General features: G+C 74.9%; 17 protein-coding genes. 8 read left to right on the forward strand and 9 right to left on the reverse strand.

The window, feature by feature from the left end:
- Positions 1 to 544: 544 nt before the first annotated feature.
- A complete protein-coding gene (locus ACWEFJ_RS15915; protein WP_449714138.1) occupies positions 545 to 787 on the forward strand; it encodes a hypothetical protein in 243 nt (80 codons plus the stop codon).
- Positions 788 to 822: 35 nt separating this feature from the next.
- On the forward strand, positions 823 to 2,319 hold the full coding sequence (locus ACWEFJ_RS15920) for a family 43 glycosylhydrolase (protein WP_378086574.1): 1,497 nt from the start codon (positions 823 to 825) through the stop codon (positions 2,317 to 2,319).
- A gap of 239 nt (positions 2,320 to 2,558) precedes the next feature.
- On the opposite strand, the gene ACWEFJ_RS15925 is transcribed toward ACWEFJ_RS15920, so the two are convergent.
- Entirely contained in the window at positions 2,559 to 3,803 is a 1,245-nt protein-coding gene (locus ACWEFJ_RS15925) for a hypothetical protein (RefSeq protein ID WP_449714139.1), read from the reverse strand.
- A 92-nt stretch (positions 3,804 to 3,895) separates the two neighbouring features.
- On the opposite strand from ACWEFJ_RS15925, the gene ACWEFJ_RS15930 reads away from it, so the two are divergent.
- A complete protein-coding gene (locus tag ACWEFJ_RS15930) occupies positions 3,896 to 6,907 on the forward strand; it encodes a BTAD domain-containing putative transcriptional regulator (protein ID WP_449714140.1) in 3,012 nt (1,003 codons plus the stop codon).
- A 166-nt stretch (positions 6,908 to 7,073) separates the two neighbouring features.
- Here the strand turns inward: ACWEFJ_RS15930 and ACWEFJ_RS15935 are convergent, their stop codons facing one another.
- The 3 genes from ACWEFJ_RS15935 to ACWEFJ_RS15945 form a co-directional block, all read right to left on the reverse strand.
- Positions 7,074 to 7,835, reverse strand: coding sequence for a Calx-beta domain-containing protein (locus ACWEFJ_RS15935; protein ID WP_378086568.1), 762 nt, complete (start codon positions 7,833 to 7,835; stop codon positions 7,074 to 7,076).
- Positions 7,836 to 7,920: 85 nt separating this feature from the next.
- Positions 7,921 to 8,481, reverse strand: a complete 561-nt coding sequence (locus ACWEFJ_RS15940; RefSeq protein WP_378086566.1) for an EF-hand domain-containing protein — start codon at positions 8,479 to 8,481, stop codon at positions 7,921 to 7,923.
- Positions 8,482 to 8,809: 328 nt separating this feature from the next.
- The gene (locus ACWEFJ_RS15945; RefSeq protein ID WP_449714141.1) at positions 8,810 to 9,151 is read right to left on the reverse strand and encodes a hypothetical protein; all 342 of its coding nucleotides are present in this window, start codon (positions 9,149 to 9,151) and stop codon (positions 8,810 to 8,812) included.
- A gap of 26 nt (positions 9,152 to 9,177) precedes the next feature.
- Here ACWEFJ_RS15945 and ACWEFJ_RS15950 point away from each other — a divergent pair, with 26 nt between their 5' ends.
- Positions 9,178 to 12,174: a S8 family serine peptidase gene (locus ACWEFJ_RS15950; protein ID WP_449714142.1), complete on the forward strand. Its 2,997-nt coding sequence runs from the start codon at positions 9,178 to 9,180 to the stop codon at positions 12,172 to 12,174.
- 102 nt (positions 12,175 to 12,276) lie between these two features.
- Here ACWEFJ_RS15950 and ACWEFJ_RS15955 read toward each other — a convergent pair whose 3' ends face one another.
- Entirely contained in the window at positions 12,277 to 14,973 is a 2,697-nt protein-coding gene (locus ACWEFJ_RS15955) for an nSTAND1 domain-containing NTPase (RefSeq protein ID WP_449714143.1), read from the reverse strand.
- A 369-nt stretch (positions 14,974 to 15,342) separates the two neighbouring features.
- On the opposite strand from ACWEFJ_RS15955, the gene ACWEFJ_RS15960 reads away from it, so the two are divergent.
- Positions 15,343 to 16,263 carry a sulfite exporter TauE/SafE family protein gene (locus ACWEFJ_RS15960; RefSeq protein WP_378086560.1) on the forward strand — a complete coding sequence of 307 codons (921 nt, stop codon included), beginning with the start codon at positions 15,343 to 15,345 and terminating at the stop codon, positions 16,261 to 16,263.
- Between the two features lie 363 nt (positions 16,264 to 16,626).
- On the opposite strand, the gene ACWEFJ_RS15965 is transcribed toward ACWEFJ_RS15960, so the two are convergent.
- Positions 16,627 to 18,069 carry a glutamate decarboxylase gene (locus ACWEFJ_RS15965; RefSeq protein WP_449714144.1) on the reverse strand — a complete coding sequence of 481 codons (1,443 nt, stop codon included), beginning with the start codon at positions 18,067 to 18,069 and terminating at the stop codon, positions 16,627 to 16,629.
- A gap of 22 nt (positions 18,070 to 18,091) precedes the next feature.
- Positions 18,092 to 18,961: a class II glutamine amidotransferase gene (locus ACWEFJ_RS15970; protein ID WP_449714145.1), complete on the reverse strand. Its 870-nt coding sequence runs from the start codon at positions 18,959 to 18,961 to the stop codon at positions 18,092 to 18,094.
- A gap of 402 nt (positions 18,962 to 19,363) precedes the next feature.
- Between ACWEFJ_RS15970 and ACWEFJ_RS15975 the strand changes: the two genes are divergently transcribed.
- Together ACWEFJ_RS15975 and ACWEFJ_RS15980 are read left to right on the forward strand one after the other, a co-directional pair.
- Positions 19,364 to 19,762: an STAS domain-containing protein gene (locus ACWEFJ_RS15975; RefSeq protein WP_378086553.1), complete on the forward strand. Its 399-nt coding sequence runs from the start codon at positions 19,364 to 19,366 to the stop codon at positions 19,760 to 19,762.
- 151 nt (positions 19,763 to 19,913) lie between these two features.
- Positions 19,914 to 20,633, forward strand: a complete 720-nt coding sequence (locus ACWEFJ_RS15980) for a GAF and ANTAR domain-containing protein (protein ID WP_449714146.1) — start codon at positions 19,914 to 19,916, stop codon at positions 20,631 to 20,633.
- 12 nt (positions 20,634 to 20,645) lie between these two features.
- On the opposite strand, the gene ACWEFJ_RS15985 is transcribed toward ACWEFJ_RS15980, so the two are convergent.
- Positions 20,646 to 21,401 carry an ANTAR domain-containing protein gene (locus ACWEFJ_RS15985; protein ID WP_449714147.1) on the reverse strand — a complete coding sequence of 252 codons (756 nt, stop codon included), beginning with the start codon at positions 21,399 to 21,401 and terminating at the stop codon, positions 20,646 to 20,648.
- Between the two features lie 184 nt (positions 21,402 to 21,585).
- On the reverse strand, positions 21,586 to 22,350 hold the full coding sequence (locus tag ACWEFJ_RS15990; protein ID WP_449714148.1) for a class I SAM-dependent methyltransferase: 765 nt from the start codon (positions 22,348 to 22,350) through the stop codon (positions 21,586 to 21,588).
- 109 nt (positions 22,351 to 22,459) lie between these two features.
- Here ACWEFJ_RS15990 and ACWEFJ_RS15995 point away from each other — a divergent pair, with 109 nt between their 5' ends.
- Positions 22,460 to 24,847, forward strand: coding sequence for an MMPL family transporter (locus ACWEFJ_RS15995; RefSeq protein ID WP_449714149.1), 2,388 nt, complete (start codon positions 22,460 to 22,462; stop codon positions 24,845 to 24,847).
- The last annotated feature ends 317 nt before the right edge of the window (positions 24,848 to 25,164 follow it).

Raw genomic sequence — 25,164 nt, forward strand, 5'->3', positions numbered from 1 at the left:
GATGGCGGCCGCACGGCGTTGCGCGGCCCGGCCCGATTCTGCCGCGTCGTGGCGTCGGCGAACCTGACGCTTTCCTTGCGATGCCACCCGACCCCGACGACGCCCCTGCACCCAACGCCGACCGGATCCCTTGCGCCACACCGAACCGGGCGCTCGGCTCGGCGACCACCACCCGCGGGTCCACGTCGAGCGGGCGCTCGATCTCCACCTCCCGCCCGTGCCCCGCCGCCGTCTCCGTCGGCGATCCCCGCTGCCGACCAAGGCGCTCAACCACCACCGGGGTGTCTCATGTTGTCGATAACATCATGATCGACACAGCGCGCCTCCGGGAAAGTTGCGCAACTCCATAGTCCCTGATGACGCCGGTTGTTAGCGATTCAGAGTCGAACCGATTCGACCTCTCTCGCACCTGTTAGCGATAACAATCCGGGCTTGCCCACGTGGATCCGCGGCTCGTATCGTTCCGGGAGCGCTCCCGCCCGTCGGGCCGGACAGCGCACCACGCCGCCGCCACCGCTCCGCTCAACCGATCGAAGAGGACACCGTGGCTGCACTGAGAAAACTCGCCAGAGCCCTGTTGACGACGGCCGCCGTGACGGTCGCGATCACGCCGCCCGCGTCGGCCTACCCCGCGCCCGGTCGCGTGACCGGCGACATCGGCGTGCACGACCCCAGCGTGGTCAAGCGCCCGGACGGCAGCTACCTGGTCGCGCACACCGGGAACGGCATCTCGCCGAAGACCTCGACCGACCGCACCGCCTTCCCCAACGGCGCGTACGTCCACTGACGACCACCCCCGTGCAACGACGCAGGGAGAGCACCGTGACAACGACGACCACCAGGGGATCGCGGGCACCACGCCGCGTCCCGCTCGTCCTGATGGCCACCGCCGCGCTCGTCGGCGGGATCACCTCGGCCGTGCCACCGGCGGCCTCCGCGGCCGTGGTGGACACCGGCGCTTCCTACGTGCTGGTGAACCGGAACAGCGGCAAGGCGTTGGACGTCTACAACCTGGCGACCAACGACGGCGCGCCGATCGTGCAGTGGGCGCGCAACGACGGCGCGTGGCAGCAGTGGCAGTTCGTGGACTCCGGCGGCGGGTACTACCGGCTGAGGTCGCGGCACAGCGGCAAGGTGCTGGAGTTCGGCTCGACCGCCGACCGCGCCGGGCTGGTGCAGAACACCGACGCCAACCGCACCGGCCAGCAGTTCCGGCTCGCCGACTCCGACGGCGGGTTCGTGCGATTGCTCAACCGCGCGAGCGGCAAGGCGGTGGACGTGCTGGACTTCTCCACCGCGGACGGCGCGCAGGTCATCCAGTGGCCCGACACCGGCGGCGCCAACCAGCAGTGGCAGCTGGTGAAGCTGGGCGGCGCGGGATCCGGGACGTTCGCCAACCCGATCAAGCGCAACGGCCCCGACCCGTGGCTGCAGTACCACAACGGCTACTATTACCTCGCCACCACCACCTGGAACTCCACCATCACCATGCGCCGCTCCCGCACCCTCGCGGGCCTGTCCACCGCGGCCGACCAGGTGGTGTTCAACCTGGCCGGCAGGCCCAACGGGTGCTGCAACATGTGGGCCCCGGAGTTCCACCTGATCAACGGCCGCTGGTACCTGTACTACGTGGCCGGGCAGAACGTGCCGGACTACAACCCCACCCAACGCCTGCACGTGCTGGAGTCCGCCGGCGCCGATCCCCTGGGCCCCTACACCTTCAAGGCGGACCTGGGCAGCACGTGGGAGCTGGACCCCAGCATCCTCCAGCACAACGGCCGGCTCTACCTGATGGGCAGCGCCATGGACGGCACCCAGTCGCTGACCATCACCCCGCTGTCCAACCCCTGGACCATCAGCGGTGCGCGACGCACGATCTCCCAACCGACGCTGGCGTGGGAGCGGCAGACCGCGCCGGTGAACGAGGGCGCCGAGCCGCTGTACCACAACGGGCGCACGATGATCGTGTACTCGGCCAGCGCGTGCTGGGGCCCCGACTACAAGCTGGGCCTGCTCACCCTGACCGGCACCGACCCGCTCAACCGGGCGCACTGGACCAAGTCGCCGAACCCGGTGTTCCAGCGCAACGACGCCAACGGCGTCTACGCCCCCGGCCACAACGGGTTCTTCAAGTCCCCCGACGGCACCGAGGACTGGATCGTCTACCACGCCAACGACTCCGCCGGCGGCGGCTGCGACATGAACCGCTCCACCCGCGCCCAGAAGTTCACCTGGAACCCGGACGGCACGCCCAACTTCGGCACCCCCGTCCGCCTCGGGGCCACCCTCCCCGCACCCTCCGGCGAACCCGCCGACTGACGCCGACCGCGGGTGCCGGTGGTCCCCGACCACCGGCACCCGCCCCAGGTCGCGGATCGTCGTCGGCCGCGGCCCCTCCTCGTCGGGCGCCGCGCACCGGACCGTCCCCGCCCCTGCGCCGAAACCCGCCCGGCCGGCCGCGCGTCGGCGTTGGCCGCGTAGTCCAGCCCGCCCACCGCCCGCGGCACCCTCGCCCTGGTCGGCCGGGCCCCGTGCGGAGCCCGGCCCGTGGTCGTCGGTCAGGGGATGACTTCCAGGTGCGCGTTGACCCGGTAGTTGCCGCCGCCGTGCCCCTTGTACCAGGCGGACATGGTCGGCGAGCGGTAGTCCGTCCACCCCAGGTGGACCGGGTTCTCGTAGAAGAACGCGGCGTTGGAGGGCAGCTTGACGTTCACGTGCTGCGGCGCGAAGACGTCGTCCTTGATGAGCTTGAGCAGCCAGCCGATGAAGACGGTCACCAGCCACGCGACGGCCTTGCCGAGCGCGGCGGCGATGGCGGGGCCCAGGTAGGGCGAGAGCACCCCGCCGACCAGCACCGCGATCGCGGCCTGGACGTACTCCTTGACCTGCGCCCACGCCTTGGTGAGCGCGTCGGAGAACCCGCCGAACGGGTCCCGCTCGGCGAGGAACACGCTGTGCCCGTAGACCCGCGGCCACACGCCGGGCTGGGTCATGTCCAGCGTGGAGAACCGCCGGCCGCCGTTGTCGTAGACGACGATGTCGCCGGTGTCCATGTCGTCGTGCACCTTGAACGGGCCGATCTTGGTGGTCACCCCGTCCGACCCGACGGTGACGCCGCCCATCGAGATCTCGTCGTCGGCCGACCCGTCCCACGTCTCGTGGACGCACTTCACCGACGAGATGTCCAGGGCGAGCGCCTTGACCCGCTTGATGCCCGCCGGGTCCACGCCCAGGCGGCGCGCCTCCTCGGCGACCTTGCCCTCGGCCTCCCGCCCCTCGGCCGCCAACCGGTCGGCCTGCTCGGTCAGCCGGGCGGTCAGGGCCGCCCGGTCCACCGGCACGGTCTCGGCCCGGAACACGCCCGCGAACCCCAGTCGGGCGTGCGTCGTCCAGTCGTTGCGCCCGTACTGGCCGAACTCGGCCACCCTGGTCACGACGTCGGCGGTCACCAGCGCCTGCGCCGACTCGGTCGCCTCGCGCAGCGCCTCCGGCGGCAGGGTCAGCAGCCCGGCCCGCAGCGTGGCCTCGACCGTGCCCTCCGGGTACGCCCTGGTCGGGTCGGCCGCCACGACGGCGGTGGAGTACTCCAGGGCGTCCGCCGCGGCGGCGGTGACGGCCAGCACCTCCGGGTCGGTGCGGGTCGGGTCCACCGCGGTGACCGGCGCGAAGTCCTGGTCCTCCTCGACCGTCGCGGCCGCGGCCTGGCCCGGCACGAGCGTCGCGGCCACGGCGGCGGTCACCAGGACGGCGGGCAGCGCGTAGCGCCATGTCCGGTTCGGACGACTACGCAGGTGTGCACTCATCACAGCTCTCCCCTCGGTTGCCGGGCGATCCCTGTCCGCCCGTCGCCGACAGGTCTACGGAGGTGTCGTTGTCCTGCGGTTGTGGCGCGGTTGTGACGCCGGCCCGGTCCGACCTCCGGGTACTGGGTCCGGTCTGCGCGCACGGTTCCGGGGGCGCCGCGGCACTGGCCGGCGGCCGGCAGCGGGTGGTGCTGGGGGTGCTCGCCCTGCACGCCGGCGAAGTGCTGTCCGCGTCACGGCTGGTGGACGTGCTGTGGGGCGAGGACCCGCCGCGCACCGCGTTGCGCACCCTGCACAGCCACGTCGCGCGCATCCGCCAGGCGCTGGCCGCGTGCGGCGTGCCCGAGGCGCTGGCCACGCGCAACCCCGGCTACGCCCTGGAGGTGCCGCGCGAGCACGTGGACGCGCACCGGTTCGAGCGGCTGGCGTCGACCGGCCGGGCGGCGCTGGCGGGCGGCGCGGTGGACCGGGCGGTGGCGGCGCTGCGCGAGGCGGTCGGCCTGTGGCGGGGTGACGCGTTCGCGGGCACCGACCCGAACGCGTGGGGCGAGCACGAGGTCGAGCGCCTGCACGCGTTGCGGCTGTCCGCCGTGGCGGACCTGTGGGAGGCCGAGATCCGCGCGGGCGGCCACGAGGCCGCCGTGCTGGAGCTGCCACGCCTGCTCGCCCGCCACCCCACGACCGAACGCCTGGTCCGGCTGCACATGCTCGCGCTGCACCGCTGCGGGCGGCACACCGACGCGCTGGACGCGTTCGCCCGCCTGCGCCGCACCCTGGCCGACGAGTTCGGCGTCGACCCCGGGCCGGAGCTGGTCGCCCTGCACACCGCCATCCTGCGCCGCGAACCCGTGCTGGACGCGCCCCCGCCCCCACCCGTGGCCGCCGTGCCGCCGCGCCAGCTGCCCGCGCGGGTCGGCCACTTCACCGGCCGCGACGCGGAGCTGGCCGAGCTGGACCGGGTGCTCGCGCCGCCCGACGCACGCGACGGGTTCCCGGTCGCGGTCGTCTCCGGGACCGCGGGCATGGGCAAGACGTCGCTGGCCGTCGAGTGGGCGCACCGCGTCGCCGACCGGTTCCCCGACGGGCAGCTCCACCTGGACCTGCGCGGGCACGACCCGAAGCTGCGCCTGCCCGAGCGCGACGTGTTCACGCACCTGCTGCGGGCGCTGGACGTGCCCGACGACCGGATCCCCGGCGAGCCCGACGAGCAGGCCGCGCTGTACCGGTCGCTGCTGCACGGCAAGCGGTACCTGGTGCTGCTGGACGACGTGGCCGGCGTGGACGACGTGCTGCGGTTCGTGCCGCCCGGACCCGGCAGCCTGCTGCTGCTCACCAGCAGGCAGGACCTGGCCGCGCTGGCCACCCGGCACGCCGCCCGGTTCGTCGGCGTGCCGGCGTTGCGCGAGGACCACGCGGTCGGCCTGCTCGGCAGCGTGATCGGGGACGACCGGGTGGCCCGCGAGCCCGCCGCCGCGGCCGAGCTGGCCCGGTTGTGCGGCGGGATGCCGCTGGCCCTGCGCATCGCCGCCGCCCGGTTGGTCGGCCGGCCCGCCGGCGCGGTGGCCGCGTTCGCCGCCGAGCTGACCGACTCGGCACGGCTGGACGGGCTGGCGGTCGTGGGCGACTCCCGTACCGTGCGGACCGTGCTGGGCAGCGCCTACCGGCCGTTGCCCGCGGCGGTGGCGCGGGTGTTCCGCGGGCTCGGCCTGCACCCCGGGCCGACGTTCGGCGGCGACCTCGCGGCGGCCGTGTGCGGCCTGCCCGGCGCGGCCGGTCGGCGGGCCGTGGCCGAGCTGGCCGCCTCGCACCTGGTCCTGCCCGCGGCCCACGGCCGCCACCGGTTCCACGACCTGGTCCGGGAGTACGCCCGCGACCGGGTGCGCGCCGACGAACCCGGCCACGACGGCGCGGAGCGGCTGGTCGACTGGTACCTCGCGGCGGCGTTCCGGGCGAGCCGGCTGATCGACCCCGACCGCAGCCAGGTCACCCCGACGCTGCGGCACGTCCCGGCCGAGCCCGCGTTCGCGTCGGACAGGCGGGCGGCGCTGGCGTTCCTGGAGGCCGAGCGGCCCAACCTGGTCCCGGTCGTGGCGCACGCCCGCGACCGCGGCGACCTCGCCGCGGCCTGGCAGCTCACCGCGCTGCTGACCGCGTTCTACGACGCCACCGGCCACTGGCACGACCGCGTCGAGCTGTGCCGGCACGGCGCGGCGGCCGCGGGCGAACTCGGCGACCGGGCGGCCGAGGCGGAGATGCTGCGGGCGCTCGGCGTCGCCCACTTCATGACCCGCAGGCTCCCCGAGGCGCTGGCCGCCGGCGCCCGCGCGCTGGCGGTCGCCCAAGACCTCGGCGACCTGGAAGCGCAGGGGCACATCTACAACAACATCGCCAACGTGCACGCCGAGCTGCGCCGGTTCGACCAGGCCGTGGCCGCGCACCACCTGGCCGTGGAGCACACCACGGCGGCCGGGCACGACCTGGGGCGGGCGCTGGCCCAGCGCAACCTCGGCCACACCTACGTGCGGATGGGCCGGCCCGAGCTGGCGTTCACGCCGCTGCACGAGGCGTTGGGCCGGCTGCGCGAGCTGGGCCACGCCCGGCTGGAGGCCGGCACGCTCGACACCCTCGGCGAGGCGTACCTGGGGATCGGGGACCGGCAGCGGGCGTTGGCGCACTTCGAACGCGCGCTGGCGATCAGCCGCGACATCGGCGACCGCTGGCTGGAGTGGGAGACGCTGCTCGACACCGGCCTCGCGCACCTCGACGGCGGGCGCCACGCCACCGCGCCGGCCCTGTTCGAGCAGGCCCTGGCCATCAGCCGCGAGGTGGGCGACCGGCACGGCGAGTCCTCGGCGCTGCGCCACCTCGGCCGCGCGCGGCTGCTCGCGGGCGACCTCGACGCCGCCCGTGAGCACCTGCGCGCCGCGCTGGCCGTGCGGGAACGCGTGCCGGACCACCACGAGGAGGCCACCGTCCACCGCGACCTCGCCGACCTGGCGGACCGGTCGGGCGACCCGGCCGCCGCCGCGCACCACCGGCGGATCGCGGCACGGCTGGACGAACAGGCCACCGCCGTCCCGGACGCCCCGGCGCTCACCGCGTGACGACCGGGAGGCGGTGACCACCGGCGGCCCGGCGCGCAGCGGGCCACGACCCGCCGGCCGGCGCGCAGCACCCTCGAAGGTCCAGGCCCGGCGGCGGGTTCGTGCGTTCCGCCGCCGGGCCGCCGGTCGTCGGGGCCGGCGCCACCGATCAGGCCGTGACCACCGCTCAGGCCGGGGGCCGCACCGTCACCGCCGCCCGGCCGACCCCGATCGTCCCTGCCGACGGGTTCGACAGCTGCACCAGGAAGTACCGGTCCGGCTCGCGGTCCGCGCCCGGCAGCAGCGGCACCCGGATCACGCCGCCCGGCGCGCCCGCGGGGATCGTCAGCGTCCCCCGGACCGGCGCGTAGTGCACCCCGGCGACCGCCGTGCCGCCGAACACCTCGAAGTCGACCGTCACCGGCGCCTCGGGCGCGGCCGTGATGTCCACCGGGATGTCCACGGCCTCCGGCTCCCAGCAGATCTTGCCGCCGTCGAGCGACATCCCCATGGAGTCGTCGTCCAGCACGGTGCCGTAGGCGATCCCGGCCCCGGCGATGGCGACGCCCTGCGGGTCGTGCAGCTCGACCACGACCACCTCGTCGCCTTCCGCGTCCGGGTCGGACACCAGCGGCACCGCCACGGCGAGCGGCCCCTGCCCCACCTGGAGCACGCCTTGCACGGCCGTGTAGTCGCCCGGCGGAGCGGCCCAGCCCTTCCCCTCGGCGACGACCTTGGTCCGGTACGCCACCGTGCCCGGATCGCCGCACCCCGGCGCCACGTCCACGGTGAACACCAGCGCGTTGGCCGCGTTCAGGCTGCCCTCGTACTGCCCCGTGTCGTGGATGGCCACCTCCGGCGTGCACGCGGCCCGCGCGGTCGCGGTGGTCACCGCCACCGGCATCAGCGCCGTCGCGGCGGCGACCACCCCTGGTAGAACCCTGCGCATCTTCCCGTTCCCCCTCGTGCCGTCCTCCTGGGAACAGGGATACGCGAGCCCTGTTGCGGCACTGTTGTGGTCCGGCTGCGCGGGGTCACGCCGTGGGGCGGCCCATCCACCAGTTGCCCGGCGCGTCCGGGTCGGTGCTGGACCAGAACTCCACGCAGGCGTTGACGAACTCCTCGGGGGTGAGGTGGCCGTCGCCGTCCGTGTCCAGGTGCTCGAACGCCTCGGCGGCCTCCTCCTCGGTCAGGTCGGGGAAGTGGCCGCGCTGGAACGCCAGGAACTCGGCGGGGCTCACGCGGCCGTCCACGTCGGTGTCGGCGATGGCGAGGAACGCCTCGGCGAGCGCGCCGACGCTGTCGCGGGCGGCCTCGGGGTCGTCGGCGAGCGCGCCGGTGGAGGCCAGGAACTGCTCGCGCGAGATGGACGTGCCGCCGCCGGGGATGCGGGGCAGGTGCAGCTCGTGCCAGATCCGCAGGTAGGCGTCGCGGATGCGCCGCTCCTCGGGCGAGTCGGGCGCGTGCCCGAGCGCCTTGGCGGCCCGCGCGCCCATCAGCACGTGGTCCTGCTCGGTGAGCAGTCCGTCGCCGTCGACGTCCAGGTGGTCGAACCCGTGGTTGATCTTCGCCTTGAGCAGGTCGTTGGCCGGCACGAAACCTCCGCGCGTCGTCGGGTCAGCAGGTCGGGCAGCACACAGGATGGGGGCGTTCGGCGGAGCGGGACAACGCCCGAACAGGTGGGTGAACTGCTCGATCGGGTGGCATGTCACGGCTGCGGCGGCGTGACGGCGACCACGCCGCTCCACGACGCCGGAAAGCGCCTTCCACGTGCCGCCGCACCACGGGAGGAACCGCCACCCGGATCCCGCCACCGCCCCGATCCCGCCACCGCCCCCATTCCACCGCCCGCCCGAACTCCGCCGCCCGCCCGGACTCCGCCACGCGGCGCGTTCCCGCAGGTCGGTGTTCACAACACGTTGTTCAGCCCGCCCGGTCCGAACCTGAACACCCGCTGCGCCGCTTGACTCGCCACCGAACGACGAACCCGGGCCGCGTCCACCGCCGGCGGCCCGGGTTCTCCCCCACCACCAGGAGGTCCAGTGGCGCGAAGAGCAGTGGCGCTGGCGCTGACCGCCGTGCTGGCGACCGCGACGGCACCCGCCCACGCCGCACCGGGCGGAACACCAGACCCGACGACGACACCGGCCACGACGACACCGCGCACGACAGCAGCAGGCACGACAGCAGCAGGCACGACAGCAGCAGGCACGACAGCAGCAGGCACGACAGCAGCAGGCACGACAGCAGCAGGCACGACGACAACGCACGAGCGGAAAACCGTCACGCTCGTGACCGGGGACCGCGTCGTCCTCGACCGCGACCGCGTCGCCTCGATCACCCCGGGCCCGCACCGCGAGCACATCTCGTTCCAGGTCACCAGGCACGCCGGACGGGTCCGGGTCGTCCCCGCGGACGTGACCGCCGCGCTGGCCGAGGGCCGCGTGGACCGGCGGCTGTTCGACGTCACCGGGCTGGTCGAGGCCGGGTACGACGACGCGCGGCGCGACACCGTGCCGGTGATCGTCTCCGGACGCCGCCCGCCGTCGGGCGCGCGGGTGGCCGACGCGCTGCCCGCCGTGGACGCGGTGGCCGCCGAGGTGCCGAAGGCGACCGGGTGGCCGGACCTGCCCGGGGGCGACGGCAAGGTCTGGCTGGACGGGGTGGCGCGCCCGCTGCTGGACCGCAGCACGGCCCAGGTCGGCGCACCGACGGCGTGGGCGGCGGGGCTGACCGGCGCGGGCGTGACGGTCGCCGTGGTCGACACGGGCGTGGACGGCGACCACCCCGACCTGGCCGGGCGGGAGGTCGCGGGCCGCGACTTCACCCACGAGCAGGACGGGATCGACCACTACGGCCACGGCACGCACGTCGCCGCCACGATCGCGAGCCACCGCGCGCCCTACCGGGGAGTCGCGCCGGACGCCCGGCTGCTCGACGCGAAGGTGTGCGACAGCCTCGGCTCCTGCCCGGAATCCGCGATCATCGAGGGGATGCGCTGGGCCGCGGAGCAGGGCGCGAAGGTGGTGAACATCAGCCTCGGCCTCCCGGCCGGCGACGAGGTGGACCCGGTGGAGGCGGCCGTGGACGCGCTGTCCGCGAGCCACGGCACGCTGTTCGTCGTCTCCGCGGGCAACACCGGCGAAGAGCCGGCCGGCACCGTCCTCTCCCCCGGCACGGCCGACGCCGCGCTGACCGTCGGCGCGGTGGACCGCGACGACTCGCTCGCGGTGTTCTCCGCCCGCGGCCCGCGGGTCGCCGACGGCGCGATCAAGCCCGACCTCACCGCCCCGGGCGTGGACATCGTCGCGGCCAGGGCCGCCGGCGGCGCGCCCCTCGGCATGCCGGTCGGTGAGCAGCACATGGCGCTGTCCGGCACGTCGATGGCCTCGCCGCACGTCGCGGGCGCGGCGGCCCTGCTGGCGCAGCGGCACCCCGACTGGAGCGGCACGCGGCTCAAGGCGGCGCTGACCGCCTCGGCCCGGCCGAACCCGGCGCTGGGCGTCCACGAGCAGGGCTCGGGCCGCCTGGACATCGCCGCCGCGCTGTCCGCCACCCTCACCAGCGAGCCGACGTCCGTGGTCCTCGGCCGGCACGAGTGGCCGCACGACGACGACGTGCCCGCCACGAAACCCCTGCGCTACCGCAACGACGGCGCGGAGCCGGTCACGCTCGACGTGCGGGTCACGGGGCCGGTGTTCTCGGTCTCCCCGGCGAGGGTCACCGTCCCGGCGGGCGGCGTCGCCGAGGTCGCGGTCACCGGCGACCCCCGGCAGGCGACCGCGGACGGACCGCAGTCGGCCACCGTCGTGGCCACCGCGGCCGGCACGGAGGTGCTGCGGACGCCGGTCGGGCTGAACCGCGAGGTCGAGAGTCACCCGGTCACCCTCGACCACCCCGGCGCGAACGGGGACCGGCGGTTCACCACCCTGGTGAACCTGGCCACCGGCGCGCACACCTACGTGCGGGGCGGGTCCGTGCGGCTGCCCAAGGGCGACTACCTGGCGCAGGCCCTGCTGGGGCCGGAGGGCGGGCCGCACACCATCGTCACGCGGCCCGACCTGCGGGTCGAGGGCCCGACGCACGTCGTCTTCGACGCCCGCTCGGCCGGGCCGCTGGAGGTCGCCGCGCCCGACCCGGCGGCGGTGCCCGGCCCGCACCGGCTGGTGGTCGAGCGCCGGCTCGGCGACGACACCGTGAGCGTGGACGTGTACCACCCCGGGCGCTTCCCGGCGGGGACGCGGGTCGGCCACGCGGGACCGGCGCTGCCCGACGGGCTGGACGTGTTCGTGACCGCCGAGTACGCGAGCCCGTCCGGGCCCTACTGGCTCGGCTGGACCGAGCAGGGCCGGGTGCCCGACGGGTTCGTCCGGAAGCCGCGCCCGGCCGACCTCGCGGTGGTGCGGACCACGATCGGACCCGCGCTGAAGCAGCAGGGCGGACCCCGGTTGCTGTTCGGCGACGTCGTCGCGCCGTCGGGCGCGCTGAGCCCCGGGTTCCTGACCGAGGTCACCTCGTCGCCCACGACCAGGTTCACGACACCGGACACCACCTGGGAGACGGCCTACATCGACGACGGAGGTCTGATGAGCGGCAACGAGGAGCGGTACGGCGCGGGCCGGACCTACGACCGGTCCTTCGGCGCTCCCGTGATCGGCCCGGTCATGTACACCCGCGGCTACCCGAACCTGACCCGCGCCGGGAACGAGGTGGCGCTGTCGCTGTCGCTGTTCGGCGACCGGGAGGGCAACGAGGGGTACTCGCTGACCACGTCCGCGCGGACCGCGCTGTACCGCGACGGGCAGCTGGTGGGCGAGAACGACAACAACGGGCACGGGGTGTTCGCGGTGCCGCCGGGGCCGGGGGTGTTCCGGGTGCGCACCGAGGTGACGCGGGCCCCGGAGGTCTCGGACTTCAGCACGCGCATCGAGGTGGACTGGACGTTCCGCTCGACCACGACCACCCGGGAACGGCGGCTGCCGATGTCGGTCGTGCGGTTCACCCCGGAGCTGGACGCCACGGGCAGCGCGCCCGCGAACCGGCCCCTGCTCGTGCCGCTCGTGGTGGACCGGCAGCGCGGGGTGGACAACCCGCCGTTGCGCCACTTCCGGGTGGAGGTCTCCTACGACGACGGGGCGAGCTGGGCCGACCTCCCGGTGCTGGGTCGCACGGCGCTGGTGGGCAACCGGGCGTTGCCGGGCGCCTTCGCGTCGCTGCGCGTGCACGCCGGCGACGACCGGGGCGGCTCGCTGCGCCAGACCGTGATCCGGGCGTACCGGATCGGCTGACGGCCCGCGGACGGCGTCGGGCGTCCACCCCGCCCGACGCCGTCACGGGTTGAGCAGCCCGCGGAAGCCACGGGCACGGCGGACAGCCCGGAAACCGCAGGGTCACGGGCACAGCGGCTGTCGCGGCACGTCGGGGAAGTGCGCCGCCCAGTCGACGTCGGCCGGGTCGGCGCACACGTCGCCGATCACCCGGTCGACGTCCGGCGAGAGCCGCCACAAGGCGCCGTCGCGCGAGGTCAGCAGCAGCAGTTCGGCACTGGCCGGGTCGTAGCGCGTCCCGGAGAACTCCACCCCCGGCACGCGCAGCGACAACGGCTCGCGGCCGCCGGTCAGGTCCCACAGCCACAGCGCGTCGTCGTGCGCCGCGCTGACGGCCCGGCCGTCGCCGGAGAACTCCACCAGCGCGTCCCGCGACACGCCGTCCGCCTCCAGCAGCGCCCGGGACCCGTCCGCCACGTCGACCACCGTCAGGTGGTCCCGGTCGACGTCGGTGACGGCGAGCAGGCCGCCCGGCCCCGGCACGAGCAGCACCCGGCCGGGCCGGTCCAGGACCGGGGTGGTGCGCCCGTCCAACGACCGCACCTCCACCACGCGCCGGTCGCCGTCGCGGCGCGCCACCACCACGCCGGCGCCGTCCGCCAGCGGCACGGCCTCCTCGACGCCCTCGCCGGGCAGGCGGGTGCGGGTGGGGTCGCCGGGCCGCCAGTGGACCGCGACGCCGTCCTCCACCGCGGTGAGGAGGGTGCCCGCCGCGTCGATGCCGCGCGGGAACGGCCACTGCGCCATGCTCGCGGTCCGCCGCGGGGCGTGCACGTCGCCCAGGTCCCAGACCTCGAACGCGTCGCGGCCGACGACCGCGAGCGCGGTGCGCTCGTCCGCGCTGAACGCGGCGAGGAAGCCCTCGCGTCCCAGCCCGATCTGCGCCGCCGGCCGGCCGTCGTCCCAGAGGCGGTAGACCGTCTGCTCGGAATCGGCGTCGAACACCTGGGTCACGGTGCGGGCTCCGGGCACCTTCGCGTATCGCTCGCCCGGCGTGGTGGCGGTGCGCGCCGCACGGGCCAGCAGCAGCGCGTCACGTGCCTGGGCGGTCGGGGCGACGCGGTAGGCGGCCAACGCGAGCGCCGCCGCGTCACGCGGTCGGGCCAGCAGGTCCAGGGCGGCGTCGGCGGCCCGCAGCGACAGCGCCTGGTTGCGCTCGCGGGTGGCGGCGCGCTGGGCCGTGACCGCGTAGGCGGCGGTGGCGGCCAGCAGCACGGCGAGCGCGGCGAGGCAGGCGACGAGCCGCCGCAGCCGGCGCACGCCCCGTCTGCGCAACGCCTCGCGTTCGCGTTCGGCGGCCAGTCCCGCCTCGACGAACTCCCGTTCGGCCTCGTTGAGGCGCGGCGCCAGGCGGCGGGCCTGGTCGAGGTGGACGCCCCGCAGCAGGGCGTCGGGGTCGCGGTCGTGGGCGCGCCAGGCGTCGGCCGCCGGGGTGAGCCTGCGGTGGGCGCGCAGCGCGTCGCGGTCCTCGGCGAGCCAGTCCACCAGCCTCGGCCACGCGCGCAGCAGCGCCTCGTGGGTCAGCTCGACGGTGTCTCGGTCGACGGTGACCAGCCTGGCCGCGGCGAGCCGGTCGAGCAGCGCGTCGCCGGCGTCGAGTTCCGCGCGGGCGACGCGGCGGCGGGTGTCCTCGGTGCCGTCGCCGGGGGCGACCAGGCGCAGGAACACGTGCCGCGCCGCCGCCCGGTCCGGCTCGGCGAGCGCGTCGTAGACCTGTTCGGCGGTGCGGGCCAGGGCGTGCTCGACGCCGCCCGCGTCCTCGTACCCCGCCAGCGTGAGCACCGCGCCACGCCGTCGCCGCCACGTCTCGACCAGCACGTGCGACACCAGCGGCAACACGCCCGGCTGGGCGGCGACGTCCGCGATCAGCCGCGCGACCAGGGCGTGCTCCAGCGAGGCCCCGCGCCGGGACGCGGGTTCGACGACCGCGCGGCGGAGCTGTTCGGCGCTCATCGGCCCGACGAGCGCCTGCGAGCGGTGCAGCGCGTCCAGCAGCTCGGGGTGGCGGGCGCAGTGCCCGTAGAAGTCGGCCCGCACGCCGATGACGACGCGGGCCGCGCCGGCGGCGCGGGTGAGCGCGCGGACGAGCCACCGGCGGTCGGTCTCCTCGCAGAGCGTGAAGACCTCCTCGAACTGGTCGACCACGAGCAGCAGGTCGTCGCCCGCCTGGCGCAGCAGCACCCGCAGGTGCTCGGGGTCGGCGGCCAGCTCGGCCCGCACGTCGACCGCGGACCGCCCGCCGGCCAGCGCCGCGGCCAGCTCGGTGATCGGGTCCGGGCCGGGCGTGACGACGATGTGCTCACCCCACCGGGCGGCCAACCCCGCCCGCAGCAACGACGACTTGCCCGCGCCGGACGGGCCGAACACCCCGACGAACGGCCGTTCCCGCACCAGCGCCAGCAGCCGGCCCACCTCGGCCTCGCGGCCGAAGAACCGGTCGGCGTCGGCCACCTGGTACGCGGCCAGCCCGACGTAGGGCGCGTCGCCGGCGTGCGGCTCCTCGGCCGACAGCTCGCGCCAGCGGGCGGTCCACTCCTCCACGTCCCCGCCGCACGCGCGGACGAACGCCCTGGTCACGGCCAGGCTCGGCAGCCTGCGCCCGGCCGCCGCCTCGGACAGCGCGGCGGGCGAGTAGTTCGCCAGGCGGCCCAGCTCCCGGTAGGACGGCGACCCGGCCTCGCGCCGCAGCCGCCGCAGGTCGCCGGCGAACCTCAGCACCGGCGTGTCCTCCACGACCAGCGGCCGTTCCGTGCGCGGCACCCCGTCCCCCTTCCCACACCCCGATTCTCCCGGTGGCGATCACCGGCCGACGGCCGCCGTCCGGACCAGGCCGATGCGGCACGTGGCCGCCACCCGCCGGACGCCGGCGTCGTCATGTCGGTCCCCGAGCCTTTTTCCGTGAATTGAGTCGGTCTCCGACAGAAATTGTTCGGTCCGCAAACGACATGTCGCCTCGAACGGCGCATTCGACGTGGCCGCGGGACCGCAGGAGGTGTTCAAGAGTCCGGTCGGTTCCGCGGATTCCTTTCCTTCGTCCCGATATTTGGACGCTGTTGGAGAAGACGTGTCCGACCCGGATGATTCGGGAATCCCCCACCCCGGAGATCGGACAGCGAGATGCGACAACTGGTGTTGCTTGCCCTTGTGGGCCTGGGCGCCCAACTGGTGGATGGCAGCCTGGGCATGGCCTACGGCGTCACCTCGACGACACTCCTGCTGGCGATCGGCACCAGCCCGGCTGCCGCGTCCGCGACCGTGCACCTCGCCGAGATCGGCACCACCCTGGTCTCCGGCCTGGCCCACTGGCGCTTCGGCAACGTCGACTGGAAGGTCGTCGCCAAGATCGGCGTGCCGGGCGCGGTCGGCGCCTTCGCGGGCGCCACGTTCCTGTCGAGCCTGTCGACCGAGGTCGCCGCGCCGATCATGTCGCTGGTCCTGCTGGCGCTCGGCGTCTACATCCTGGTCCGCTTCACCACGTTCGGCCTGCCCAAGCAGAACCTCGGCAAGCCGCTGCGCAAGCGGTTCCTCGGCCCGCTCGGCCTGGTCGCGGGCTTCGTGGACTCGACCGGCGGCGGTGGCTGGGGTCCGGTCGGCACCCCGGCGATCCTCGCCAGCGGCCGCCTGGAGCCCCGCAAGACCATCGGCTCGATCGACACCAGCGAGTTCCTGGTCGCCGTCGCCGCGAGCCTCGGCTTCCTGTTCGGCCTCGGTTCCCAGGGCGTGGACTTCGCCTGGGTGCTCGCCCTGCTGCTGGGCGGCGTGATCGCCGCGCCGATCGCCGCCTGGCTCGTCCGCCACATCCCGCCGCGCGTCCTCGGCTCGGCCGTGGGTGGTCTGATCATCCTCACCAACACCCGGACCCTGCTCAAGAGCGACTGGATCGACGCCCCCGACAGCGTCCGCACGCCGATCTACATCGCCATCTACGCCCTGTGGGCGGCGGCGCTCGCCTACTCCATCCGCCAGTACCTCGCCAACCGCGAAGCGGAACGCGAACTGGCCGCGGCCGCCGACAAGAAGCAGGACGAGAGCGAACCCGCCGGCACGTGACGGGACGGCCCGCCGCCCATTCGCGGAAATGTCCGGACAAAAGGTCCGGACATTCCGCCCACGAAATGCCGGAACCGCCGCGACCCCGGAAGGGGCGTTCCCCGGGAACGCCCCGCCGAGTCGTCCCGGCCCCTATCGCGCGCCACACCCGCCCGACTCCCCCGCTGCGGCTCCGATCGCGCGACACCCACCCGGTCCGAGCCGCCGCACCCCGGCACGAACCACGCCACGCCGCCACGATCCGGCACGAGCCACCGGGTCACCTCGAATCCCGGCACGCGTCGCGGTGGTGGTTCCCGCCGCGGCCCCGATCGCGCTCCACGCCCCGGCCCCTGCCACGCCGGCCGCACCCCCGAGTCGTCCTCACCCCCGGCCCCGGTCGGGAGCGGCGGCGCGGTGGCGGTGGGTCCGGGCCGTGTCGGCCCCGTGGGAGAAGGACGCCGACTCCTCGCCGCGCTGCGGCCCGTCCTGGCGGCGCAGCCGCGGCAGCGCCCGGCCCAGGGCGTCCACCAGGAGGTCGGCGAGGTCGTGGCTGAAGCCGTTGCGCACGACCACCCGGAGCACCGCCAGGTCCTCCCGGTCGGCGGGGAAGGTGTAGGCGGGCACGAGCCAGCCCTGTTCGCGCAGGGCGGCGGAGACGTCGAACACCGAGTAGCCGCGTTCACCCGCGGCGAGGGTGAACGCGAACACCGGCAACTGCCTGCCGTCCGTGACCAGCCGGAACGGCCCCAGCGCGGCGACGCGGTCGGCGAGGCCGGACGCGACGTCGCGGCAGTAGAGCTGGATGCGGCGGTACCCCTCCCGGCCGAGCCGCAGGAAGTTGTAGTACTGGGCCACGACCTGCGCCCCGGGCCGGGAGAAGTTCAGCGCGAACGTCGGCATCTCGCCGCCCAGGTAGTTGACCTTGAACACCAGGTCCTCGGGCAGGGCCTCGACGTCGCGCCACACCACCCAGCCCACACCGGGGTAGACCAGGCCGTACTTGTGCCCGGAGGTGTTGATCGAGGCCACCCGCGGCAGCCGGAAGTCCCACTCCAGGTCCGGGTCGCAGAACGGGGCGACCATCGCGCCGGAGGCGCCGTCGACGTGCACGGGGACGTCCCACCCGCGTTCCTCCAGCAGCCGGTCGAGCGCGGCGCAGATGTCGGCGACGGGTTCGTAGCTGCCGTCGAACGTGGACCCGAGCACGGCCACGACCCCGATCGTGTTCTCGTCGCAGTGCTCGACGGCCCGCTCGGCGGTCAGGTGGAACCGGTCGCCCTCCATCGGCACGAGCCGGGCCTCGACGTCCCAGTAGTTGGCGAACTTCTCCCAGCAGACCTGCACGTTGACGCCCATCACGAGGTTGGGCCGGTCCGCCGGCAGGCCCGCGGCGCGGCGGCGGTGCTGCCAGCGCCGCTTGAGGGCCAGCCCGGCGAGCATGCACGCCTCGCTGGAGCCGGTGGTGGAGCACCCGGTGGCCCGGTCGGGGTCGGCGGCGTGCCACAGGTCGGCCAGCATCCGCACGCACCGCTGCTCCAGCTCGGCGGTGCGCGGGTACTCGTCCTTGTCGATCATGTTCTTGTCGGCGCACTCCGCCATCAGGTCCCGGGCCTTCGGCTCTATCCACGTGGTGACGAAGGTGGCCAGGTTGAGCCGGGCGTTGCCGTCGAGCATCAGCTCGTCGTGCACGACCTGGTAGGCGGTCTCGGCGTCCAACTGCCCGTCGGGCATCCGGTCGCGCGGTATCGACACCGGTTCGCGGGTGAACACAGGGTTGACGGCGACGTCGCGCCGCGGCCGGTCCGCCGGGTTCGCCAGGGACATGGCGGGGCCTTTCGGTAGCGGTTCAGCCGCCGGACTGCGAGGCGGCGGCGTGCGCGCCGAGGTCGTCCAGGGTGAGCCGGTGGCGGGGCGGGTGGTCGAGCACGACGCGCCGGGTGGACCGCTGCCGCGCGTCCACGTGCAGCAGCTCGCCGGGGCGCAGCTCGTGCCAGCCGGGGTCCTCGTCCATGCGCTCGCTGGCCACGACCACCGCCGGGTGCTCGGCCAGCGCACCGGACCGGGCCCGGATGCGGCCGGCGGTGCTCGCGTGCTCCAGGTGCCTGCCGCCGTGCGGGCCGCCCGCGCCGCGGCGCAGCACGAACAGGTCGTGCGTGTCCGGGTAGCGCAGCGCGTACAGCTCGGACGGCGTGGTGAGCACGAGGTTGATCGCGTAGACCGGCAGGTGCTCGGCGGCCCACCGGACGGCGGTCGTGATCGCGCCGGCGAGGTCGCCGCCGTTGGCGTCGGCGTGCTTGGTGATCAGCGCGAACAGCCGCTCCGAGTCGGTGTCCCCCGCCACCAGGTCGCGGTGCTCGCCCAGCTCGGCCTCCAGTGCCGGGAGGTCGCCGAGGATGCCGTTGTGGGCGAACAGCCGGCCGCGCTGCTCGAACGGGTGCGTGTTGCGCGGGTCGAGGCCGCCGGTGGAGGCGTAGCGGATGTGCGCGAGGAACGTGGTCGACTCGCGCTCCTTGGCCTCCCGGGCGAACTCGCCGTCCCGGTAGGCCGCCAGCGGCCGCTTGTCCACCCTCGGCGCGCCGTCGGCGTCGAACACGCCCAGGCCCGTGCCGTCCGGCTCGCGCCTGCTCTGCGCCGCCAGGCTGTCCGGGGCCTCCAGCAGCCAGAACGTCGCCCGCACCCGCCGGGGTGCGGCGGAAAGCCCGAACAACCGGCACACCGTGCGCTCCCTCGGCCACGTCCACGTCCCGCCGATCCTCCCCCCGTCGCCCCGCGCCCGCAGGGCCGCCACGCGATCCGGTGACGCGGCCGCCGGGGACCCTCGGGGTGGCCGAACACACACTCACCCTTCCGGGTGGCGGCCCGTCGCCCCCTGATTCCCGTGGAGAACCCCTGGAAGACGAGCGGTGACCACGCAGTGACACGGATCGATGCGCCCCCCAAGGGAAACCCACGCGTTTCGGTGAAAGCGGGTCGGGCACTCGCGTGGGGTTGTTGTGGTTCCCCGCTCGACGCCGTACCGTCGGTGTGGTCTGCCCGCCACATACGCAGTGCGGATCGACGAATCGGGTTGAGCAGAAGCTCGGTTGTTGGTTTCGTGCCAGACCGAGGAGTGTGCCCCATGGGCGACACCTGCACCGAAAGCACGACACTGACCGTCACGACCACCTCCGACCACGACGGCACGGCCGTGGTCCGGGTGACCGGCGAGATCGACCTGGCCTGCGAGGAGTCGGTGCGCGCGGCCATCGTCGCGCAGCTCGGCCGGCGGCCGGCCGCGCTCGTGCTCGATTTCACCGAAGTCGAGTTCTTCGGCTCCACCGGCCTCCAACTCGTGGTCGACGCGTACGGGAGCGCGACGCGACTCGGCCTCGGGTTCGCCGTGGCGACCGACCGCCGCGCCGTCCTGCGCCCCCTGGAGATCACGCTCGTGCGCGAGACCGTGGACGTCCACCCGACCGTGCGGGACGCGCTCAGCGCGGTGCGAACGGCCGGCGGCATGTCCGCCGCGCACCGGTGACCGCACCCAAAACACCGATATCCGACGCTCCGGACCGCCTCGCCGAAATGCGAACCGCGCTGATTCCCGGTTAGCTACGTGACGGGGCAGTACCCGTGACCGGTTCGAGCGGATTCGCGGGCGGTCGAGCGCTGCCCGCGGTGCGTTCACGGTGACGACGGGGACGGTGTTGGACGGGCGGCGTCGAGAATCGCTGGCGCGGATGATCGCGGAGTGCGCGGTGGAACCGGCACGCGCGGACTGGGCGCGTGCCGTGTGCGGGGTGTGCGTCGACGCCGTGACCGGCGTGGACGGCGCGGCGTTGACGTTGCGCAGCGGCGCGCGCACCCAGGAGGTGCTCGGCGCGAGCGGGCCGTGGGCGGCCGTGTTGGAGGAGCTCCAGTACACGCTCGGCGAAGGACCGGGGGTCGAGGCGTTCGCCACCGGCGACCCGGTGCTCGTCGCGGACGTGCGGACGAGCCAGGCGCGGTGGCCGGGGTTCGCGGGGTCGGGGACGACGGCGGGCGTGGGCGCGGTGTTCGCGTTCCCGCTGCGGGCCGGCGGCATCGGGGTGGGCACCCTGGACCTCTACCGGCGGCGGCCGGGCGGCCTGTCCGCCGACGCGCTCGCCGACGCCGCGGTGCTGGCGGACCTGACCACGATCGCCCTGCTCCAGCACACCGAGCGCTCGGGCGAGGACGGCCTGCGCGGCGTCATCTCGTACGAGGACGTCAACATGGCGACCGGGATGCTGGCGGCGCAGCTGCGGATCGACCTGGAGGACGCGTCCGCGAGGCTGCGGGCGCACGCGTTCGCCACCGACCGCTCCGTGCTCGACGTCGCCGGTGACGTGCTGGCGCGCCGCATCCCGCTGGACCGGCTCACGGGGTGACCGCGACGCCCGTCACGCCCCGCCGCCCAGGACCTCCTCGATGAAGCGCTCGGCGTAGTCGCGGAGCTTGACGTTCTCCCGCTGCGACCGGTCGACCAGCATCGAGAACGCCTCGTCGGCCGACACCCGGTGCACGGCCATGACGATGCCCTTGGCCTGGTCGATCACCGCCCGCGAGGTCAGCGCCAGCCCGAGCTGCGCCGCCTGGTCGCGGGCGTGCAGGTGGCGGCGGGCGTTGCGCATCGCCGCGCCCGCCGCGGTGCTGAACAGCTCGACCAGGGCCGCGTCCAGCGGGCGGAAGTCACCCGGTCCGGCGCGGTAGAGGTTGAGCGAGCCCGGTTGCTCGTCGTCCACGTGCAGCGGGGCCGACAGGTACGACGTCACGCCGCGGTGTGCGACCGCCGCGCCGAAGGCCGGCCACCGGTCCGGCACCTCGGCGGCCGCCGCGCGCACGAGCCGCCGCGTCCGGGCGGCCTGGAGGCACGGCCCCTCGCCGGTGCGGTACTGGGCGAGGTCCATCTCCACCGCGTCCCGACCGGACGCCGCGCCGGTCGTCGGACCCTCCTCCGACAGCAGCGTCACGCTCACCGAGCCCACGTCCGGGATCGCGCGGACCACCTGCTCGCACACCCGGTCGAGCACGACCGCCAGGTCCTCTTCCCGGTCCAGGTCCTCGCACAGTTCCGACAACGCGCCCGTCACGCCACCCAGCCGACGAACCAGCACCTCGGTGACGTGATCTTCCACCGGACCGCGCCGCCCGCCCATCGCCACCCTCCTCCTCGGTCGGTACCGCCGCGCCGCCGCACGCGACCCCAGTACCGTGCCCATTTCGCCACGCCGTCACACTTCCGCGGCCCGATCGGAGCGGTCCCGGCGTGTCGTGGGTGCTCGTGACGGGTTCGCCCGCCGGAACCGTCCAGGCCGCCATGGCGCCGCGCCGACCTGCGGTTCACCGGCGTCGGGCGCGCAGCACGCCGGTCGCCATCGGGAGGGTGAACCCACCCGACGCGGTCTCCGGGCGGTGTGCCAGGTACGCCCGGATGCGGTCGAGCACCGCCTCCCGTTCCGGTTCCGGCAGGACCAGCACCCCCGCGCGCGTCGCCAGGGTGGCGACGAGGGACTCGGCGGTGCGGCGCTGCCCGTGCGGGAACTCCGCCCGTTCCGGCTCGCCGAACGGGGAGCCCGGACCGGTCGGGAACAGGCCCGCCGTCGCGGCGCGCCACTCGCCGACGGTGTCACGTGGACCGATGGCGGCGCTCCCGGCGACGCGTGCGAGCCCGGCGACCCAGTCCACCCGGTCGTCCACGACGTTCCACAGGCCGCTCAGCACACCTCCGGGCACGAGCACCCGGGCTATCTCGGGGCCCGCGAGCGCCATGTCGAACCAGTGCAGGGCGTTCCCCGCCGGCACGGCGTCGACGGACGCGTCGGGCAGGGGGATCGCCTCGGCGCCGCCGGACAGGGCGCGGGCGGTCGGCAGGGCACGGCGCAGTTCCGCCAACATCGCCGGGTCGGGCTCGACCGCGACGACGTCGACGCCCAGCGCGACCAGCGTGCCGGTGAGCTTGCCGGTGCCGGCCCCCAGGTCGAGCACGCGTGCGCCGGGAGCGCGCTCCAACGCCCAACGCACCGCGGCCTCGGCGTAGTCCGGGCGGTGCTCGGCATAGGCCGCCGCCGCCGTGCCGAACGACGAAGCAAGACCCGGCCGTTCCACGTCGCAGTCCTCCGGGAGGCGTCCGGCCGCGCCGTCCTCATCGGACCGGGGAGCCGGGTTGGACGGTGAATCCCCGTGGCTATGCTACCGCGATGATCACGGGGGGCCGATGACTTCCGCGTTACCCGGGGGTCGGGCGGCGCGGGCGGTCGCGGCGGTGGCCCGGGTGTGCGTCCGCCACCGGTTCACCGTCATCGGGGCGTGGGTGGTGCTGGCGCTGGCCCTCGTGGCCGCCGCACGGGTGTTCGGCACGCCGACCGACAACGACGTGAGCCTGCCGGGCACCGACGCGCAGCTCGTGCGGGACCTGACCGCGTCGCCGGAGGCCCCGCCCACCTCGGGGACCGTGATCCTGGTGGCCCCGGACGGGCGGCTGGACGACCAGGCCCGCGCCGGCGTGCTGGCGGCGACGGCGGAGTCCCTGCGCCGGGCCGGGCACGTGACGACGGTGGACCCGCCCTCGACGCGGGACGGGTCGCTGTCCGCGGACGGGCGCACCGGCTGGTTCGCGGTGGGGCTCGACGTGCGCCGGGCCGAGCTGACCGAGCCCGTGGCGCGGGCCGTCGTCGAGGCCGCCCGGCCCGCCGCCGACGCCGGGCTGCGGGTGCTGCCCGGTGGCGCGTTCGCCCAGGTGGTCGACGGGGCGGGCAGTACCGGCGACGAGTCGTTCGGCCTGGTCCTGGCCGCACTCGTGCTCTTCCTCGCCCTCGGGGGCCTGGTCGGCGCGGTGCTGCCGCTGCTGGCGTCCGGCCTGGCGGTGCTCGCGACGCTGGAGACCGTGGGCCTCGCCGGGAACCTGACCCCGATGCCGGCGCAGGCGGCCACCCTGGCGCTCATGGTCGGGCTCGGCGTCGGCATCGACTACTCGCTGTTCCTGCTGAGCCGGTTCCGCACGCTGGCGCGGTCCGGGCTGGGGGTGCCGGACGCGGTCGAACGCGCGGCCGCCGACTCCGGCACGGCGGTGGTCTTCGCGGGTGTGACGGTCGCGGTCTCCCTCGCGGGGCTGGGGCTGACCGGGGTGCCGCTGCTGCGGACGCTCGCCTGGACGTGCGGGGTCGCGGTGCTGTTCGCCGTGCTCGCGGCGCTCACCCTGCTGCCCGCGCTGACCTCCCTGGCCGGGCGGCGACTCGCCCGCGGCGGCGCGCTGCACGCCCGACTGACCCGCCGCGCCCGTTCCGCCGGCCGCCCGGCCGTCCACCACTCCGCCGATCCCAGCCGCCACCCCGCCGACCGCTCGGCCGGCCGCCACCCCGCCGGTCACCCGGCCGATCCCGTCGGCCGGCCCGCCGGCCACCCGGCCATCGACCGCCCCACCGATCAGCCGGCAGACCTCCTCGACCGCCCTGCCGAGGACCGGCGGGCGCGCACCGCCGAGCACGCCGATCGCTCGGCCCATCCCGTCAGCCCCGGTCGGTGGGCGCGCTTCGCCGATCGGGTGACCGGCCGACCCGGACCGGCGGGCGCGGTCGCGGTCGCGGTGCTGGCCCTGCTCGCGGCCCCGGCGGTGGACCTGAGCCTCGGCCAGTTGGACGCCGGGTCCTCGCCGCCGGCCACCGCGGTCCGCCGGGCGGACGACGCCATCGCCGCGGCGTTCGGGCCGGGCGCGGGCACGCCGCTCGTCGTGCTCGGCCGGCCTGCCACACCGGTCACCGATCCGCGGGACCCCCGCCTGCCCGCGCTCGTGGCGGCGGTCCGGGCCCAGCCGGGGGTGGCCGTCGCCGGGCCGCCCACGCCGTCCCCGGACGGGCGCTTCGTCACGGTCCGGGTGATCCCCTCGACGTCGGGCGGCGACCCGGCGACGGCGGACCTCGTCCACCGCCTGCGCGACCGGTCCGTGCCCGGCATGACCGTGCACGTCGGTGGCTCCGCCGCCGCCCGGGTGGACCTCGCCGACCGCGTCACCGACAAGCTCCCCCTCGTCATCGGGGCCGTGCTGCTGCTGTCGGTCGCGGTCCTGCTGGTGGCCTTCCGCGCGCCGCTGCTCGCCATCAAGGCGGCCGTCATGGACCTGATCTCCATCGGCGCGGCCTACGGCGTCCTGACGGCGGTGTTCACGTGGGGCTGGGGCGTGACGTGGATCGGGCTGTCCGGTCCGGTGCCGATCCCCAGCTTCGTGCCGCTCATGCTGTTCGCCCTGCTGTTCGGCCTGTCGATGGACTACGAGGTGTTCCTGCTCGGCGACGTCCGCCGGCGTCGGCACGAGACGGGTGACAACCTGCGCGCGGTCCGGGACGGCCTGGTCGGCACCGGCGGCGTGATCACCGCGGCGGCGGCGATCATGGTCGGGGTCTTCCTCGCGTTCGTGCCCCACCACGACCCGACGATCAAGATGTTCGGCGTCGGCATGGCGGTCGCGATCGCCGTGGACGCGACCGTCGTCCGCTGCCTGCTCGTCCCGGCCACGATGGCGCTGCTCGGCGAGCTGACGTGGTGGGCACCGCGCCGTCGCCGGACCGGGTCGGCGCACCCGGGTTCCGGTACCGCTCCCAGGCGCTGAGCACGCCGCGGTCGACCCGTTCGGGCGTCAACCCGCCGACCCCGGGGCTCGATGCCCGCCGACCCTTCGCGCCGGCGAAACTTTTTCGATCCGGCTTGTTGACACCGGGACACGGGCGTTCGTACGGTCTACTCCACTGCCGTTGGCCCCGGAAGAGCCGTGGGTGCCAACAACATCGGCAGTGGCACGAACACGCGATCAACCTCTGTCCACGACGTGGCCCACAACCTGGATAGCGCTTTCCATGGTGGCGAGCGACCAGCTTGAATCGTTTCACCGATGACAGCGACGTCATCATCCGCCACCATGACCGGATC

The sequence above is a fragment of the Actinosynnema sp. NPDC004786 genome (assembly GCF_053601135.1).